Raw genomic sequence first — 17,772 nt, 5'->3', positions numbered from 1 at the left:
GTCGAGTATGTTAATTTTGTCACGTCTGGGGCGCGCCGAGAGGTACGTCACCACGCGTCACTAGACCGAGAGGGACAGGGCATAGCCGGTTATCAAGGGGGTCGCGTCAGCGCTTAGGTTGATTTGCTGAAACTGCAGCGTAACGCGGACGCCCGCGACTCGGCTGTGGCGGAGCAAAGGAGCTGGGGTGGCCGCTGCAAGTCCACGGAAACCGCGTCGCACGTCGGGACGTCACCGGAAACCCAGCCGTCGTGCGCACTGGTTGAGGGTCGGTGCCGTCGGTGTGGGCCTGGCCGCGGCGATCGTCAGCGGCCAGGGTGTGGCGTCCGCGGGTACCGATGACGGGTCGGCTTCCGGCGACAGCAGTGCTACTCCGCCGGGCAAACGTAACGCCGCCGCCGACCGCCCCGTCGCGAGAAGCGGACAGAGCGACTCACCCTCGTCATCCTCCGAGGACGGCGAGACCGACACCGAAACCGACACCGACCCGATCGGCACGGACACCGATGTCGAGGACTCCGACCCGGATCCTGAGCTCGAACCCGCCGAGGAGATCGACGCCGAGGAGATCGACGACGAGGAGATGGACGAGGAAACCTCGTCCGAGGCGACCGCCGCCTGGGAGGAAACCTCGCGGCCTCCCCAGAAGCCCAGCGCCGCGGAGCGACCCACGCTGTCGACCGGCGGGGGAGCCCCGGCGCAGGATGGCGGGACCACCGCGACGGAGACCGACCCGCCGGCCCCCGATCCAGCCGGCAGCAGCGCTGATCCGGGCTCCGCACCGGCTCCGAATGCGCCGGGCGGATCGACAGGTAACCCAGCCGCCGCAGCGCCGGACCCCGTACCCGCCACGCCGGAAACGGAGGACGAGGCCGAGGCGTCGTTCATCATCAACTTCGTCAAGGAGTTGGTGAAGGCGTTCGCAGGAGCGGCGACGACCGGTGGTGACTCCGCGCCGCCGCTGTCCGTCGAGCAGGTGCTGCAGGCGATCTGGCTCGGCCGCAAGGATCAGCAGACGACCAACCCCAACAGAGAGTTGATCGAACTCGCCAACGAGAAGATGCTCGCCGAACTCAGCACGTCGATCGGATGGATCCCGTTCGTGGGAACCGGAATCTACGCCGTCAGCCTCCTCGGGAACCTCGGTGCGCTGGGTTCTGCGATTCTGCGCGGCGACAGCGCCGATGTGGCCGACGAACTGCGCGATATCGGCCGCGACCTCATCGGCCTGGTCCCGGTCGTCGGCGCGCCCACGGCGGGGAAGCTCTATGGGGGCGGTGATTCGCCCATGGTCGGCGCATCGGCGCAGACGGCGACGTTGGCGGCGGCAACGCCGCCGCCGCCGGTCGGAACGCAGGCGCACTTCCTGTGGGTGCTGCAGCGGGCAGTGAACCGGTTGGCGGGTTGGCCGGGTGTCCCTAAGAACTTCGTCGACATCACGAATCGCGTGACCGACCAGACCCTGGACAACGCCAACAATCAGCTCGACGTCCTGATCGCCAACGCTTTCGCAGGCAGTCCCGCCGTATGGCTTCCCGACCTGGGCAAGGTACTCGGACTCTTCGCGCTGTCGGCAATCCCCGGCTATTCGTATACCGACAGTCTGAACGCGTGGGGCAGCTTCCTGAACAAGATCATGCCGCCTTTCAAGATCGCCGACGGGGCGGGCACCCTCGACGTCATCTCGCCGTACAAAATCATGGGTGCTGCCGTGGTCGGCGCGGCCACCCTCCTCCGCGACATGCTGAACGGGATCTACGACCCCGTCCAGTGGGAGATCAACATCATCAAGACGACCACCGGGGCGACCGTTACCCAGTCGGACCTCAATAACTTCAACACGCTGATGACGAAGATCGCTGCCGCGCAGGCGGGCGGCATCCTCGGTGGCGACGGCGGTGCGTTCGACGATCCGACCCGAGCCTGGAATGTCACGCTGCCCACCTGGACCGAAGCGCAGGTCAACCCGTACACGATCACTACCTATGTGGCGCTGGTGGCCCTGTACAAGCGGTTCCAGGAGATGGCCACGCTGACGACGTTCACGACGTGGACGACGTACGACAGTTGGCATTACACAAACGGTTTGGGTATGTACGCGGCCGGGACATTCCATGCCGTCGATCCCGACGGCGGCTCGATCGAGTTCCGTGCCGACGGCACGCTCGGCAGGACGTACACGACCGAGGGCAATGCGTTGGTGACCATCAACACCACTGGAGGCGGTTTCACCTACACCCCGCCGGCAATATGGGACCCCAAGTTTCAGAACGCCGCGTTCTTCCACCGCAGCACTGCGGAAGATCCGGAGGAGAGGTTCGACTGGGTCACCGTGCAGGCGTACTCCGCCGACGGCGTCCCCTACAACATCCGGGTGGGAATCGAGATCATCAACGGCACCAACGCCGCCCCGGTCTACACCGGTGTCACGAACCAGAACACCGATGCGTCGGGCGTGGTCAAGGGCAAGATCACCGCGACCGACTCCGACGGTGACCCGTTGAGGTTCTACCTGGTCGGCTCGTCGGTCAACGGTCTGACCGGAAACTCCGCCTACACCAAGAACGGCTCCGGTAACGGCGGCATCGTCACCCTCAACGAGACGACCGGTGAGTTCACCTACGTCTCGAGTGCGACGGCCGGCGCGAATCAGAGCTTCCAGGTGCGGATCAACGACCGCCACTACGGCAATACGATCGTCACGGTCACGGTGCCGAACACCACTTCCATCAGCCCCGGCAACGTCAACACCTCGACGCCCTACGTGGTCACCGGCACGCCGCCGGCCTCGACCAACAAGCCGGGAGCGTTCACCAGCTACACCCTCGTCGGCGGCACGACGAAGGGCACGGTCACGTCGTTCAACCCGACCACCGGCGCGTTCACCTACACCTCGAGTGTCGGCCGTGTGTTGAACAACGACGACGTGATCACCATGATCGCCACCGACGCCGACGGCCGGTCGGTGACGCTGCGGCTGAACGTGAAGCCGTCGACGGTCACCACCAACCCGACGCTGACGCTGACGACGCCGCCGACGGTGGGCACGCTCAACGGAACCACGCAGACCAGCACCGGCAAGTTGACGTACTACGACGCCGACGGCGACGCGCCGGTCTGGCCGGCGAGCGTGACCAGCGCGAAGGGTGGCACCGTCACCATCGCGGCCGACGGTACGTTCACCTACACCAGCAACTTCGACGCGACAAAGCGCCACGCGATCGCCAAGATCGGGGCCACGAGCCTCACCGACGTCAACGCCGGAGCCGCCCTCTCCTCTTACAACGGTGTCGCGCTCAACGCCTGGGATGACGCTTTCACGATGACCGTCTCCGACGGGTTCGGAGGCACCGCCACGCTGACGGTGAAAGTGCCCATCTACGCGATCAATACTGCGCCGACGATCAGCGGCTACGGGAACGCCACGTGTGCGTTCTGGGTCTGCACGAGGGGGACGATGACCGTCGGCGATCCCAATGGCGACAGTATCCCGAACTCGTCTGTGACCCCCGGTGCCGGTGCCGGGTGGACTCTGGCTACCGGAGACGTGACCGTGTGGGGCAACGGCACGACGACCGTCTCGTGGGGCGCGGGTGGCACGTTCGGCACCCAGCAGAGCGCCAACACCTTCACGGTGTATGACGGCTACTGGAAGGTTACCAACGGTGTAGTCAACAGCGGCAACGCATCATATGCCCGAGTGCAATGGAACGCCGGTGGCGGTACTACCTACACGCAGAACTAGGCAGCGCCCGCGCGGTGGGCCCCTAGATGGCCATCGCGGCGCGCACGTCGGCCTCCGACGCGGAACCGCCTGTGCCGCTTGAGGTGACGCGACCGGCTTCGAGGATGTAGTAGCGCTGCGCGGATTCCAGCGCGAAACCGATGTGCTGTTCGACGAGCAGTACGCCGAGGTCGCCGCGGTTGGTCAGCGCGGTGATGGCCTCCTCGATCTCGTGCACGACCGACGGCTGGATGCCCTCGGTCGGCTCGTCGAGGATCAGGCATTTCGGGGTGGTGATCAACGCCCGCGCGATCGCGAGCTGCTGACGCTGACCGCCGGAGAGCAGACCGGCGCGCCTGCTCAGGAGTTCCTTCAACGCCGGGAACAGGTCGAGTTGCTCATCGATCAGGGCCTTGCCGTTCTTGCGTCCGTCGGCGACCACCTGCAGGTTCTCTGCCGTGGTGAGCTGCCCGAAGGACTGCTGGCCCTGCGGAACGTACGCCAGCCCACGGCCGACCCGCGCGCTGGGACGCAGTTTGGTGATGTCCTCGCCGTCGAAAAGTACCTTTCCGGCAGTGCATTTCAGCAGGCCTACCGCCGCACGCAGCAGCGTCGTCTTGCCTGCGCCGTTGTGGCCCATCACCGCGGCGACGCCGTCGACGGGCACCTCGATGCTGACGCCGTGGATCACCTCGCTGCGGCCGTAGCCGGACCGGACGTCGAGCAGTTGCAGCATCAGGACTTCTCCTCGGCGAGTTCGATACCGTCGGCACCGGCCGCGGCGGTCCCGAGGTAGACCTCCTGGACCTTCGGATTGGCTTGTACCTCGGCCACCGATCCCTCGGCGATGACCTGCCCGCGCGCCAGCACGGTCACCGACGTCGCGAACGCGCGCATGAAGTCCATATCGTGCTCGACGACGACGACGGTGCGTTCGGCACCGATGCGGCGCAACAGGTTTCCGGTCTCTTCGCGTTCCTCGGTGCTCATGCCCGCCACCGGCTCGTCGAGCAGCAGCACGTCGGCGTTCTGCACCAGCAGCATGCCGATCTCCAGCCACTGCTTCTGCCCGTGGGCCAGCACCCCGGCCGGCTTGTCGGCCAGGTGGGTCAGTCCGATGGTGTGCAGAGCCTGTTCGATCGCGGGCAGCACTCCGTTGCGCCGCCGCAGCAGCGTCCACACCGAACGTCCTGCGCCCGCGGCGATGTCGAGGTTCTGCAGCACCGTGAGTTCCTCGAACACGCTCGCGGTCTGGAAGGTGCGCCCGACCCCGCGCCGGGCGATCTGGTGCACCTTCTTGCCGAGCAGTTCGACGCCGGATTTGTTCACCGATCCGGTCGCCGGAACCAGCCCGGTGATCGCGTCGATCACCGTGGTCTTGCCTGCGCCGTTGGGTCCGATCAGGAACCGCAGATCACCCTGGAACAGGGTCAGGTCGACGTCGCTTACCGCTTTGAACCCGTCGAAATCGACTGTCAGACCTCGGACTTCGAGGTACTGGGCGCCCATGCCGGCGTTTCCGCCCTCGACGGGTTCCTTACCCGCGGCGCTGGCCTGTATCTCGCTCATGAGCTCGCACCCACCTTCTCTGCGTCCGGGTCGGAGTCGGGAGCCTTGTCGGGATCGGAGGCTCCGGCCTTGCGCCGGCGCTTGAGGTACACGCCGAGGCCGGCCAGGCCCGCGGGCAGGAAGCCGACGACGAGGATGAACAACAGGCCCTGCCCGTAGGTCCACGCCGACGGAAAGCGTTCGGAGAACAGGGTCTGCGCCCACGCCACCCCGATCGCGCCGAGCACGGGCCCGAGCAGCGTGGCGCGCCCGCCGATCGCGACGCCGATCAGGAACGCGATCGACGGCAGGATGCCGACCTGCGACGGCGCGATGAATCCGACGATCGGGGCGAACAGCGCACCGGCGATGGACGCGAACAACGCCGCCACCGCGTAGGCCACCACCTTGATGTTGGCGGGGTCGTAGCCCAGGAACCGGACGCGTTCCTCACCGTCGCGGACGGCGACCAGCAGTTCGCCGTACCGGCTCTGCATCAACTGGCGCACGACGGCCACGACGAGCAGCAGGACCGCCGCGGCGATGAAGTACAGCATCTTGCGGTTCACCGGGTCGTTGAGCGTGAACCCGAAGAACGTGCGGAACCTGTTGAGCCCGTTGGATCCACCGAGACTGGTCTGGCCGACCAGCAGGATGGCCAGCGCCGCGGCCAGCGCCTGCGACAGGATCGCGAAATAGGCTCCCTTGACCTTGCGTTTGAACACGCCCAGTCCGAGGGCCACCGCGATGCCGGTCGGGACGACGACGATGGCGATCAGTGTGACCGCGGGGGACGCGAACGGCATCCAGTACGCGGGCAGTTCACGCACACCCTGGATCTGCATGAAGTCGGGCACCGCGTCGCCGCGCAGTTCCGCGTCGGCGATCTTCAGGTGCATCGCCATCATGTAGCCGCCCAGCCCGAAGAACACGCCCTGGCCCAGGACCAGCATTCCGCCTCGGCCCCAGGCCAATCCGATTCCGACCGCCACGATCGCGAAGCACAGGAACTTGCCCAGCAGGCTGAGCCGGAAATCCGACAGCACGGCCGGCGCCACCACGAACAGCGCCAGAGCCGCGACGCCGAAGCCGGCCCAGGTCTGCCAGCGCCCCAAGAGGGTCCTCATACGAGACTCCTTGTCCGAACGGTGAACAGACCCTGGGGCCGCACCTGCAGGAAGATCACGATGATCACGAACACGATCACCTTGGCCAGCGACGCGGTGGTGTTGTACTCGATGAACGAGTTCAAGAAGCCGAGCGCGAACGCCGCGATCACGGTGCCCTTGATCTGGCCGAGGCCGCCGATCACGACGACGAGGAACGCGTCGATCAGATAGCTCTGTCCGATCGTCGGGCTCGTCGACCCGATCAGCGTCAACGCCACCCCGGCGACGGCCGCCAGACCGGAACCGATGAAGAACGTGGTGATATCGGTCTTGCGTGACGAGATTCCGCTGGTCTCCGCCAGATCGCGGTTCTGCACGACGGCACGGATGCGGCGACCCATCGGGCTCATCTTGAGCACCGCGGCGAGCACCGCGACGCACACCACGGCCAGCACCAGGATGAAGATGCGGGTCTTGGGCACCACCGCGCCGAGGATCTCCACACCTCCGGAGAGCCACGGCGGTGCGATGACGTTGACGGCGGGTGCGCCGAAGATGTCTCGGGCCACCTGCTGCAGGATCAGGCCGACGCCGAAGGTCACCAGCAGGGTGTCCAGCGGGCGGTGATACATCCGCTGGATCAGCGTGACCTCAAGCAACGCACCCATCGCGCCGCCGATGAAGAATCCGACCACCAGCGAGATGAGAAGTGAGGCGCCGGCGCTGGAGATGATCTGCTGCACCACGTAGGCGGTGTAGCAACCGGCCATGATGAACTCGCCGTGCGCCATGTTGATGACGCCCATCTGACCGAAGGTCAGGGACAACCCGAGTGCGGCCAGCAACAGGATTGAGCCGAGGCTCAATCCCGTTGCCAGCTGCCCGATTACGACATCCACGTGTTCCTAGCCGGACAGCCCGGCGGCCCACGGGTAGGACTTCAGGAACGGATCCGGCTCGATCGGGCCGGGCGACTCCCAGACGGTGTAGATCAAGCCGTCGGGCCGGATCTCGCCGATGCGGGCGGTCTTGGTGATGTGGTGGTTCTCGCCGTCGATGGTGACCAGGCCTTCGGGAGCCTCGAACGTCACGCCGTCGGCGTTGTCCTGAATGGCCTTGACGTCGAACGAGCCGGCCTTCTCGACGGTGTTCTTCCACAGGAACACCGACACGTAGGCGGCCTCCATCGGATCCGAGGTGGGCTTGTCGGCGCCGAACTTGTCCTTGTAGGCCTTGACGAACTCGTTGTTCACCGGCGTGTCGATGGTCTGGTAGTAATCCCACGCCGTGAGCTGGCCGTCGATGTTCTGCACACCGATGCCGCCGACCTCTTCCTCGGCGATCGACACCGACACCACCGGCATGTCCTGCGGGGTCAGGCCGACGTTCTTGTATTCGCGGAAGAACGCGACATTGGAGTCGCCGTTGAGGGTGTTGAACACCGCGTCGGCGTCGGCGGTGCGCACCTTGTTGATGATGGTGGAGAAGTCGGTCGAGCCCAGCGGCGTGTAGTCCTCACCCTTGATCTCGATGCCGTTGGCCTCGGCGTAGGCCTTGATGATGCGGTTGGCGGTCTGCGGGAAGACGTAGTCGCTACCGACCAGGTACAGCGACTTGACGCCCTTCTCCTTGAGGTAGTCCAGCGCCGGGACGATCTGCTGGTTGGTGGTCGCGCCGGTGTAGAAGATGTTGGGGGAGGCTTCCAGGCCTTCGTACTGCACCGGGTAGTACAGCAGCGAGTTGGCGCTCTCGAACACCGGGAGCATGGCCTTGCGGCTCGACGAGGTCCAGCCGCCGAACACCGCGGCGACGCAGTCGCTGCTGATCAGCTTCTCGGCTTTCTCGGCGAAGACCGTCGGCTCGGACGCGCCGTCCTCGCCGACCAGTTGGATCTGCTTGCCCAGCACACCGCCGTCGGCGTTGATCTGCTCGACGGCCAGATCGATCGCGTTTCGGACGGTGACCTCGGAGATCGCCATGGTGCCCGACAGCGAGTTCAAGGCGCCGACCTTGATGGTCTCGCCGGAGGTGTCCACGCACGACTCGGCATTTGCTGAGTCTGTTTCGCTTGCCTTGCTACCGCAGCCGGCCAGCAGCAGGCTGGCCGCCGTCACGACACATCCCGCGGTCAGCGCCGAACGTGATAAGGAATGGCGTCGAGGTTGTTGCATGTACGGCCTTTCTGGCATTTCAGCACGTGTCAGGGTGGTCTGCACGGCGAAGTTTCAACACCGCCCCGGTGTCGAATCCGGACGTTAGAGCGCCCGTGTTTCTGCCAAATGTCTGTGTGTGACGGACAAGTTAACCTGTTGTCGGGCTCGACAGTTCGTTTGCCGCAGATGTCGGGTGCCGACGGGCCCGGTGCCTGCCCGTAACGCTTCGGTAGCGTCGTTCGATGTGTCCAACATGCGATCAGCTTCAGCGAAGGTAGGAACGGCGGTCGGCGCGTCACTGTTGGCGGCCGCTGCCTCGGTCATCGTCGGTCAGGCCACCGCGAGCGCCCAGGAGCCGACCGGGCACCAGGTCCGGTACACGCTCACCTCGGGCGGCGCCTACGAGTTCGACCTGTTCTACTTGACGACCCAGCCGCCGAGCATGGAGGCGTTCAACGCCGACGCGTATGCCTACGCCAAGCGCGAGAAGGTGACCGTGGCCCCCGGCGCGCCGTGGGTGTTCGAGACCACGTTGGAGGACCCGAACTGGGCGATCCTTCAGGTCAGCAGCACCACTCGCGGCGGTCAGGCTGCGCCGAACGCGCACTGCGACATCGCGGTCGACGGCGCGGTCCAGAGCGAGCACAACGATCCGTACAACGTGCGCTGCCAGCTCGGCCAGTGGTGAGTTAGACCAGATCTAGACCCGCCGCAGCCCGGATAGGGACGGCGGTAACGGGTCGCGGTGCAGCACGCCGAGGCGCTGTGTCGCGCGGGTCAGGGCGACGTACAAGTCGGCCGCCCCGCGCGACCCCTCGGCGAGGATGCGATCCGGATACACCACCAGCACGGCGTCGAACTCCAGCCCCTTGGTCTCGGTCGGCGCGACCGTGCCGGGCACCCCCGCGGGCCCGATGACGACGTGCGTGCCGTCGCGAGTCTGTTCCTCGCGCACGAAATCGTCGATTGCCGAGGCCAGTTCGTCGTCGCCGACCTGCCGTGCCCACGGCGCCACACCGGTGGAGCGCACCGATTCCGGTGGGGTGACGGCCGGCGCGAACTCGGCGAGCACCGCGGCCGCGACGTCCATGATCTCGGCCGGCGTGCGGTAGTTCACCGTCAACGTCCGGTACACCCACCGGCCGGGCACATAAGGCTCGAGCACCGCATCCCATGAGGTCGCCCCGGCGGGGGAGCGTCGCTGCGAGAGGTCTCCGACCATCGTGAACGACCGGCTCGGGCACCGCCGCATCAGCACCCGCCAGTCCATCTCCGAGAGCTCCTGTGCCTCGTCGACCACGACGTGCCCGTAGGTCCAATCCCGGTCCGCCGCAGCGCGTTCGGCCAATTCCCGGTTGTCGCGCTCCAGGAAGCGTTCCGCGAGGTCCTCGGCGGCGATGACGTCCTGGGCCATCAGTTGGTCCTCGTCGTCCATGATGTCCTCGCGCCCGATCATCAGGTCGAGAACGCCTGCGGCATAGGCTGCTTCCTCGCGCCGCTGCTGTTCTGCGGCCTCCTCGCCGGTCCGGTCCCGGCCGAGCAGGTCGACGAGTTCGTCGAGCAGCGGGATGTCCGACAGGGTCCAGGCGGCGCCGTCCTCGCGATACAGCGCCGGGTCGGCGGCCGCGGCCTTCAGTCGCTCATGTGACGAATACAGTTCGGCGAGAAGTGTTTCCGGTGTCAACGCCGGCCACAGCCGATCCAGTGCGGCCTTGAACGCGGCATTGTCTTCGAGCTCGTCGATCAGGTCTGCGCGTAGATGTTCCCACGCGGCCTTGTCATTTCTCGTCAGCCAGCCGCGGCCGATCTTGGCGATCGCCCGTTCGGTCAGGGCCCAGGTCAGTACGTCGACGAAGGTGGTGCGTGCGTCGTTGTGGGGTTGCTCGGTGGCGCGCGCCTCCTGAACCGCCCATTCCGCGATGTCGGCGGTGACCGCGATCGACACGTCGGACAGGTCGATCGGCAGCGGCTCGTCCGGAACGCGCTGCCGATCGGCGACGGCGGCGGCGAGCACGTCGAGGATGGCCAGCGAACCTTTCGCCCGCGCCGCGTCCGGGTGGTCCTCGGCGCTGACGTGCAGGCCGGGTACCAGGTCGCCGGTCGTCATGAACACCACATTGGTCTCGCCGAGCGACGGCAGCACCCGGCCGATGTGGCGCAGGAACGCGGTGTTGGGTCCGACGACGAGCACGCCGTGGCTCTCCATCCGCTTGCGCTGGGTGTAGAGCAGATATGCGACGCGGTGCAACGCGACGACGGTCTTGCCGGTGCCGGGCCCGCCCTCGATGACGAGCACGCCGGGGTGGTCGAGACGGATGATCGCGTCCTGCTCGGCCTGGATCGTGGCCACGATGTCGCGCATCCCGTCGCCGCGCGGGGCGTTGACCGCGGCGAGCAGCGCCACGTCCGAACCGTCCGGCTGGGCTCCGGCGTCGCCGTCGAGCGGGCGGCCGAACACCTCGTCGGTGAAGTCGAGCAGCCGGCGTCCGAGGCTGTGGAACTGCCGGCGCCGGCGCATGCCCTCGGGGTGGGCGCCGGTGGCGACGTAGAACGCCCGGGCGGCCGGCGCCCGCCAGTCCAGCAGCAGCGATTCGTGCTCGTTCGCGCTGTCGAGTAGTCCGATACGGCCGATATAGAGGCGTTCACCGTCGACGGTGTCCAGCCGCCCGAAGCACAGCCCGGAGTCGGCGACGTTGAGCCGGTCCATCTGGGCCGCTATGGCGCGCACCTCGGCATCGCGGGCCAGCAGGGTCGCGCCGTTCTGGGTGTCGACGTCGCCGCGCAGGGCCTCGGCGTACCGCTTCTTGACCCGGGTCCGCTCTGTGTCCAGCCGGGCGTAGAGCCCGTCGACGTACTCGCGTTCGGACTGCAGCTCGGCCTGGTAGGAAGTCGGGTTCTGAGTTGACATGTGCCCCTTACGGTTTTGCGCTGAGGGTGAGATTCTGCGCCATGACCCCGGCCTTGCCGCAAGCCCCGGTCCCGGCGGTACGGTGGAGGGTGAAGCGGATACTTGACACTGTATCGAACGTATGTTCGCATAGGGTATGCGCTGGGCAGGTCAAGGCATCGCGGTCGACGACGGTGCGTTGCCGGGCCTGCAGCGTGTCGGGCTGGTGCGCAGTGTGCGGACTCCGCAATTCGACGGAATCACCTTTCACGAGGTGTTGTGCAAGACGGCCCTGAACAAGATCCCGGCGGCGTCCATGCTGCCGTTTCGGTTCACCGTCAACGGCTACCGCGGGTGTTCGCACGCGTGCCGGTACTGTTTCGCCCGGCCCACCCACGAGTACCTGGAGTTCGACAGCGGTCGCGACTTCGACACCCAGGTGGTGGTCAAGACCAACGTCGTCGAGGTGTTGCGCCGTGAACTGCGCCGTCCGTCCTGGACGCGGGAGACCGTCGCCCTGGGCACCAACACCGATCCGTATCAGCGGGCCGAGGGGCGGTATGCGCTGATGCCGGGCATCATCGGCGCCCTGACCGATTTCGGCACGCCGTTCTCGATCCTGACCAAAGGCACCCTGCTCCGCCGGGATCTCCCTCAGTTGCGAGACGCCGCGCGCCGGGTCGACGTCAGTGTGGCGGTATCGCTGGCGGTCGGGGATCCGACGCTGCACAGCCGGTTGGAACCCGGCACCCCGACCCCGGAGGCGCGGCTTGCGCTGATCTCGGCGATTCGCGAGGCGGGCCTGCGTTGCCATGTGATGGTGGCCCCGGTGCTGCCGGGGCTGACCGATTCCGCTGACCATCTCGACGATCTGCTGGGTCGGATCGCGGCGGCCGGGGCGACCAGCGCCACGGTGTTCGGCCTGCACCTGCGGGGCAGTACCCGCGGCTGGTTCATGGACTGGCTGGCGCGAAGCTATCCGGATCTGGTCGGCGAGTACCGCCGGCTCTACCGTCGCGGCGCGTACTTGCCCGCCGAGTATCGCGCCGAACTGGCGCGCACGGCGGCACCGCTGATGGCCAGGCACGGCCTGGTCGGTGCGCCGCGGATGAGCGCCCCCGCCCCGGATGCGGTGCCCGCGGCCGTCGAACCGCTGCAGCCCACGCTGTTCTGAGGCCGGCTTCAGCCGCCATGTCGGGCATCTCACATTCCAGAAGTTATGCTGGCATAAGTATCATAAGATAACTATTTGTCTTCCCGATACTTCGAGGTTGTCCTTAACTTGCGCACTCCTGCTCCGGCGACCACGCCACCGACGATCCCGCTCGTCCTGATCCTCGCCCTGCTGACCGCGGTCACCCCGTTCTCCGTCGACATGTACATGTCGGCGTTTCCGGCGATCGCCGAGGAGTTCGGCACCTCGGCCCCGATGGTTCAGCTCACCCTGACGTCGTTTCTGATCGGTCTCGCCAGCGGGCAGTTGTTCATCGGACAGCTGTCGGATCGGCTGGGCCGGCGCAAACCACTGCTGGCCGGCATCGTGGTCTGCCTCGCGGCCAGCCTGCTGTGCGCGATCAGCCCGTCGATCGAGGTTCTCATCGCACTGCGCTTCGTGCAGGGCTTCGCGGGCGCGGCGGGGGTGGTGATCGCGCGGGCGATCATCGCCGACCGCACCCAGGGTGCCCGCGCCGCACAGTTGTTCTCGGTGATGATGGTGATCGGCGTGCTGGCTCCGATCATCGCGCCGGTGCTGGGCGGGCAGGTGGTGGCCACGCTCGGCTGGCGGGCGGTGTTCGTCGCGCTCGCGCTGCTGAACGTGCTGATGCTGCTCGGCGCGTACTTCATGGCGGGTGAATCGCTGCCCGCCCACCGCCGCCGCCCGGCGGGGCTGAAAGCCTTTGGGCGCAGCGCAGTCTCGGTACTCGGCAACCGCAGATTCATGGGATACACGCTGACGCTGGGCTGTGCGTCGGGTGCGATGTTCTCCTATATCTCGGCGTCGCCGTTCGTGTTGCAGAACATTCTCGGCATGTCGCCGCGGGCGTACTCGCTGACGTTCGGTGCGTGCGCGCTGGCGGTGGCGGTGTCCGGGGTGGTCAACGCGCGGTTGGTGCGCACCGTCTCGCCCCGGGCCCTGTTGACCGGCGGAATCTGCGCGATGCTGGTCATCACGGCTCTGCAGTTGTTCAACGTCACCGTCGGCGGTGTGACGCCGTGGACGACCATTGCGCTGATGGCGTGCTTCATGGGAACCCTCGGGTTCATCTACGCCAATGCGACCACGCTGGCGATCGGTGAGGCTCGCGACACCGCGGGCACCGGGTCCGCGGTGCTGGGTTTCCTGCAGTACGCCACAGGTGCGGCCGCGTCGCCGCTGGTGGGCCTGGCGGGTTCGCACAGTGCCGTCCCGATGGGCGTGATGATGTTCGGCGGTGCCGTGCTGGCTGCGGTCGCGCTGTTCGGGCTGGCCCGCGGCGCGGCCAACGCCGACGAGCCCCAGGTGCTCAGTCCTGTGCCAGTAGGTGACACCACGAGTCGGTGAGGGCGGTCATCAGGACCTGACGAGGCCTCAGCTCTTGTTGCGCTTGACCTGGTTGAACGGAACACCCTTGTCGGCGGCCGCTTCCCGTGGGAATCCGAGGATGCGTTCACTGATGACGTTGCGCGCCATCTCCGACGTTCCGCCACCGATCGACCCGGTCTGCCGCGACAGGTACCGCACGCCCACGTCGAGCAGACCCTCGAGATCCGGTGCGCCGAAACCCTCGTCGATCACGCCGGCGGTGCCGGCGATCGCCAGCGCGGTGTCGACCTCGAGTTCGGTGGTCTCGGCGTGGAACAGCCGGATCAGCGTGCCCGCGTTCGGCGGAAGTGAGCCGTTGCCGATGCTGCGGAACACATGGTCGATCAGCTGTTCCTTGACGATGCGACGGGTCAGTGCGCGCCCGGCGAGATCCTGGACCCGGGGATCGTCGGTCTGCCCGGTGGCCTCGGCGAGCCCGACGTGGTCGGGTGGCATCTCGTTGGCGTTCTCGGCCGCGGTGCCGCTGGCGAACTCCGAACCCCCACCGACCGCCCGGCGTTCGTGGTGCAGCTGGCGGGTCGCGACTTCCCAGCCCTTGTTCACCTCGCCGACCACCGCGTCGTCGCCGAGCTCGAGACCGTCGAAGAACTCCTCGCAGAACTCCTCGTTGCCGTTGACCTCTTTGATGCGGCGCATCGTGATGCCGGGCGCGTTCAGCGGCACCAGGAACATCGTCAGACCCTCGTGCTTGGGCACGGTCCAGTCGGTGCGGGCCAGCAGCAGACCGTAGTCGGCGGCGAAGGCGCTGGTGCTCCACGTCTTGGCGCCGTTGATGATCCACGTATCGCCGTGCTTGTCGGCGCGGGTGATCACCCCGGCGAGATCGGATCCGCCACTGGGTTCGGACAGCAGCTGGCACAGCACCTCGTCGCCGCGGACGGCCGCCGAGATGCGGTCGCGTTTCTGCTGCTCGGTACCCATGTCGAGAATGGTCGCCGCACAGATCGTGAACGTCGGGGTGTTCAGAATCAGCGGCATCTCATAGCTGCGGCATTCGGCGTTGAACGCCTTCTGGTACGCGTAGTCCAGCCCGAGGCCGCCGTATTCGCGAGGGAAACAGATCCCGGCGAATCCGCCCTCGTGCAACCGCTTCTGCAGCTCCTGGGCACGATCCCAGGACGATTGCTCGGCGCGCACCGAGAACGGGGGGTGGTCCGGATCGACCCGCGGCATGTTCTCGGCCAGCCACGCGCGGGCGCGTGCGGCGAAATCCGCGACGGATTCTGTGGTCTCGGTCGATGTCACGGTGTCGGTCATGCCGGAACCTCTGCCTTCTTGCTCAGCCGGTAGACGGCGCGGTGGTGATCCTCGGGCGATCCGTACACCGCGCGGTAGAGCGCCACCCGGCGCAGGTACAGATGCAGATCGTGTTCCCAGGTCACACCGATACCGCCGTGCAGCTGCACACTGTCCTGCAGGATCACCGGGGCCCGCTCGGCCACATAGGCTTTCGCGACGCTGACCAGCATCTCCGCGTCGGGGGAGCGGTCGGCGACCGCCCGTACCGCTCCTGCGGTGGTGCCGCGGCACGCCTCGAACCACAGCTTGATGTCAGCCGCGCGATGCTTGAGCGCCTGATACGACGACAGCGGGCGGCCGAAGCTGTGCCGGTCGTTGAGCCACTGGTAGGTCATGGTCAGCACCGCGTCGAGGATGCCGACGATTTCGGCACACTGCAGCACGAGCGCGATCTGGCGTTGCCGCTCGATGATCGCGGCGGTCTGCTCGGCCGAGCCCACCGCCGCGGACTCGGGCACCTCGACACCGTCGAATTCCACTCGGGCATAACGTTTGACCAGGTCGACCGACTCCTGGGGGGTGACGGTCACGCCGGGGGTATCGATCGGCACCAGAAACTGGCGCAGCTGCCCGTCGCATGTCGCGACCACGAGCACCGCACCGCAGTCGGCGCCGGCCTCGACGCGGTCCTTGACCCCGTCGATCCGGTACCCGGATCCGGTGGGGGTCGCGGTGGTCACCGCCGCGGTGGTGGCGAACGGCTGCCGGGGTTCGTACACCGCCCACGACGCGACCAGTTCACCGGCGACGAGCGCGTCGATGGAGTCCTGATGGCCCTCCGGTGCCTCGACGAGCCCGGCGAGCACCACACTGACCGGATGCAGCGGCCCAGGGGCGACGGTGTGCCCGACCTGCTCGGCGACCAGCGCCAGATCCGCCACCCCGTCGCCGGAAACGCTTCCGCCGCCGAGTTCTTCGGGTACCAGCAGACTGGTCCAGCCGAGTTCGGCGGCGCGCTGCCACCATTCGGGCTGGAATGCCACGCCGGAGGCATGCAGCCCGCGCACGTGGGTCAACGACGCCTGCTTCTCCAGAAACGTCTGGGTGGTGGAGACGAACAGCAGTTGTTCCGGGTTGGCCAGGTCGGTCATATTCTCTCTTCGGGTTGCGGCTCAGCTGAGGGCGAGCGCGGGTACGTCGGGCTTGTAGACGACCTTGTTCTCGACTCCGAACAGGTCGACCATGTTCTTGCCCATCACCTTTCGCACGCCTTCGTCGTCGAGGCCGTGAGCCTCCAGGTCCGAGACCAGGTTGATCGGGTCGGCCAGGCCTTCCGGGTGCGGCCAGTCGGAGCCGAAGATGACCCGGTCGATCCCGCAGAGGTCGGACATCTTCTTGAAGTCGTCCTCCCAGAACGGCGCGACGTACACGCAGCGCCGGAACGCCTCCACCGGATCCTCCGGAAACTCCTGCGGCATCTTCGAATACACGTCGTTGAACTGGTAGAACAGGTACGGCACCCACGACGCGCCGTTCTCGATCGACAGGATGCGCAGATCCGGGTTTCGGGTGAACGCGCCGTGGCACACCAGCGCCGCCATCGTGTCCTCGATGGGGCGCTTGCCCATCGCGACCATCCGGAATGCGGTGGGCCGGAACGGCAGAAACTCGTCGGCCGGCTCCCAATCGTTGAGGTACTGGGCGTATCCGCTGTCGGAGGCGTGCATCGCGACCGGGATGCCGGCGTCGACACAGGCCCGCCAGAACGGGTCGAACTCCTCGGTGCCGAACGAGCGGGTGCCGCGGTAGCCGGGCACCGGGGCCGGTCGGACCAGCACGGTCTTGGCGCCGCGCTCCAGGCACCACTCGAGCTCTTCGAGCGCGCGGTCGACGATCGGCAGGGTGATCACCGGTGTCGAGAAGATTCGGTCCTCGTAGTTGAAATGCCAAGTCTCATACATCCATTCGTTGAGCGCATGGATGATGTCGTGGATCAGCTCGGGGTCGTCCTTGAGGCGTTCCTCGACCAGCGAGGCCAGCGTCGGGAACATCAACGTGTAGTCCAGGCCGAGCCCGTCCATCACCTCGAGGCGCGCCTGGGGATCGCGGAACGCCGGGATGGATTTCATCGGCTTGCCCATGATCTCGCGGAAGCTCTTGCCGCCGCTGCCGTGGCGGAAGTACTCCTCCTGGGCGCCGGGGCGCGCGACCACCTCGAACGTCGGGTTAGGGATGTAGTCGCTGATGTGGTTGCGCACCATGATCTTGGTGCGGCCGTGTACGTCGATGTAGTCGATGACGCCCTTGCGCTTGTCCGGCAGGAACTTCGTCAGCGCTTCCTTGGGCTCGTAGAAGTGGTTGTCGGCATCGAACACCGGATAGTCGAGTATGCGTGACGGCATGAACCTGCTCCTGACATGCGTGTTTGCATTAAACGGTAATCGCATTACCGCCTCGGTGGTAACGACATTACCACGCAGATGTGTAACGGCACCAGATCGCGGATCGCCGGTGTTTTCGCAGTTCAG

Annotated in this window: 13 protein-coding genes; 4 read left to right on the top strand and 9 right to left on the bottom strand. The window is 66.6% G+C overall.

Annotated elements, in window-relative coordinates; all coding sequences use genetic code 11:
* Nucleotides 1-262: 262 nt before the first annotated feature.
* Nucleotides 263-3,745 (top strand): Ig-like domain-containing protein, encoded by a 3,483-nt coding sequence (locus tag NTM_RS22950; RefSeq protein WP_232079815.1) that lies wholly within the window; start codon nt 263-265, stop codon nt 3,743-3,745.
* A 22-nt stretch (nt 3,746-3,767) separates the two neighbouring features.
* Here the strand turns inward: NTM_RS22950 and urtE are convergent, their stop codons facing one another.
* The 5 genes from urtE to urtA are packed head-to-tail and all read right to left on the bottom strand — an operon-like array spanning nt 3,768 to nt 8,552.
* The gene (gene urtE, locus NTM_RS22945; RefSeq protein ID WP_163768126.1) at nt 3,768-4,460 is read right to left on the bottom strand and encodes an urea ABC transporter ATP-binding subunit UrtE; all 693 of its coding nucleotides are present in this window, start codon (nt 4,458-4,460) and stop codon (nt 3,768-3,770) included.
* Complete coding sequence (gene urtD, locus NTM_RS22940) at nt 4,460-5,293, bottom strand: urea ABC transporter ATP-binding protein UrtD (protein ID WP_104865500.1); 834 nt, start codon at nt 5,291-5,293, stop codon at nt 4,460-4,462. The genes urtE and urtD overlap by 1 nt, the downstream gene beginning before the upstream one ends.
* Nucleotides 5,290-6,399 (bottom strand): urea ABC transporter permease subunit UrtC, encoded by a 1,110-nt coding sequence (gene urtC / locus NTM_RS22935; protein WP_163768123.1) that lies wholly within the window; start codon nt 6,397-6,399, stop codon nt 5,290-5,292. The genes urtD and urtC overlap by 4 nt, the downstream gene beginning before the upstream one ends.
* Nucleotides 6,396-7,280: an urea ABC transporter permease subunit UrtB gene (gene urtB, locus NTM_RS22930; protein ID WP_104865498.1), complete on the bottom strand. Its 885-nt coding sequence runs from the start codon at nt 7,278-7,280 to the stop codon at nt 6,396-6,398. The genes urtC and urtB overlap by 4 nt, the downstream gene beginning before the upstream one ends.
* A gap of 6 nt (nt 7,281-7,286) precedes the next feature.
* Nucleotides 7,287-8,552: an urea ABC transporter substrate-binding protein gene (gene urtA / locus NTM_RS22925; protein ID WP_104865497.1), complete on the bottom strand. Its 1,266-nt coding sequence runs from the start codon at nt 8,550-8,552 to the stop codon at nt 7,287-7,289.
* Nucleotides 8,553-8,787: 235 nt separating this feature from the next.
* On the opposite strand from urtA, the gene NTM_RS22920 reads away from it, so the two are divergent.
* Entirely contained in the window at nt 8,788-9,222 is a 435-nt protein-coding gene (locus tag NTM_RS22920; protein ID WP_104865577.1) for an Rv2576c family protein, read from the top strand.
* 12 nt (nt 9,223-9,234) lie between these two features.
* Here NTM_RS22920 and helR read toward each other — a convergent pair whose 3' ends face one another.
* A complete protein-coding gene (helR, locus tag NTM_RS22915) occupies nt 9,235-11,442 on the bottom strand; it encodes an RNA polymerase recycling motor ATPase HelR (RefSeq protein WP_163768116.1) in 2,208 nt (735 codons plus the stop codon).
* 136 nt (nt 11,443-11,578) lie between these two features.
* On the opposite strand from helR, the gene NTM_RS22910 reads away from it, so the two are divergent.
* Nucleotides 11,579-12,595 (top strand): Rv2578c family radical SAM protein, encoded by a 1,017-nt coding sequence (locus tag NTM_RS22910; RefSeq protein ID WP_163768113.1) that lies wholly within the window; start codon nt 11,579-11,581, stop codon nt 12,593-12,595.
* 108 nt (nt 12,596-12,703) lie between these two features.
* Nucleotides 12,704-13,963, top strand: coding sequence for a multidrug effflux MFS transporter (locus tag NTM_RS22905; protein WP_179963977.1), 1,260 nt, complete (start codon nt 12,704-12,706; stop codon nt 13,961-13,963).
* 27 nt (nt 13,964-13,990) lie between these two features.
* On the opposite strand, the gene NTM_RS22900 is transcribed toward NTM_RS22905, so the two are convergent.
* From NTM_RS22900 to NTM_RS22890, 3 genes are read right to left on the bottom strand one after another with little or no spacing between them, the layout of a single operon-like run.
* Nucleotides 13,991-15,262: an acyl-CoA dehydrogenase family protein gene (locus NTM_RS22900; protein WP_163768110.1), complete on the bottom strand. Its 1,272-nt coding sequence runs from the start codon at nt 15,260-15,262 to the stop codon at nt 13,991-13,993.
* A complete protein-coding gene (locus NTM_RS22895; protein WP_163768107.1) occupies nt 15,259-16,395 on the bottom strand; it encodes an acyl-CoA dehydrogenase family protein in 1,137 nt (378 codons plus the stop codon). Before NTM_RS22895 ends, NTM_RS22900 begins: the two co-directional genes overlap by 4 nt.
* 21 nt (nt 16,396-16,416) lie before the next feature.
* Complete coding sequence (locus tag NTM_RS22890; protein WP_104865491.1) at nt 16,417-17,646, bottom strand: amidohydrolase family protein; 1,230 nt, start codon at nt 17,644-17,646, stop codon at nt 16,417-16,419.
* Nucleotides 17,647-17,772: the final 126 nt, after the last annotated feature.

The sequence above is a fragment of the Mycolicibacterium parafortuitum genome (genome assembly GCF_010725485.1).
Classification (GTDB): domain Bacteria; phylum Actinomycetota; class Actinomycetes; order Mycobacteriales; family Mycobacteriaceae; genus Mycobacterium.
Note: the sequence above shows the minus strand (reverse complement) of the source record. Positions and strands in the feature narration are given on the sequence as shown.

Bases quoted from the DNA above. Each gene is read 5' to 3' on its own strand.
- NTM_RS22920 (WP_104865577.1), top strand. From the start codon at position 8,788: ATGCGATCAGCTTCAGCGAAGGTAGGAACGGCGGTCGGCGCGTCACTG.
- helR (WP_163768116.1), bottom strand. From the start codon at position 11,442: ATGTCAACTCAGAACCCGACTTCCTACCAGGCCGAGCTGCAGTCCGAA.
- urtA (WP_104865497.1), bottom strand. From the start codon at position 8,552: ATGCAACAACCTCGACGCCATTCCTTATCACGTTCGGCGCTGACCGCG.
- urtC (WP_163768123.1), bottom strand. From the start codon at position 6,399: ATGAGGACCCTCTTGGGGCGCTGGCAGACCTGGGCCGGCTTCGGCGTC.
- urtD (WP_104865500.1), bottom strand. From the start codon at position 5,293: ATGAGCGAGATACAGGCCAGCGCCGCGGGTAAGGAACCCGTCGAGGGC.
- NTM_RS22910 (WP_163768113.1), top strand. From the start codon at position 11,579: ATGCGCTGGGCAGGTCAAGGCATCGCGGTCGACGACGGTGCGTTGCCG.
- NTM_RS22900 (WP_163768110.1), bottom strand. From the start codon at position 15,262: ATGACCGACACCGTGACATCGACCGAGACCACAGAATCCGTCGCGGAT.
- NTM_RS22890 (WP_104865491.1), bottom strand. From the start codon at position 17,646: ATGCCGTCACGCATACTCGACTATCCGGTGTTCGATGCCGACAACCAC.
- NTM_RS22895 (WP_163768107.1), bottom strand. From the start codon at position 16,395: ATGACCGACCTGGCCAACCCGGAACAACTGCTGTTCGTCTCCACCACC.
- urtE (WP_163768126.1), bottom strand. From the start codon at position 4,460: ATGCTGCAACTGCTCGACGTCCGGTCCGGCTACGGCCGCAGCGAGGTG.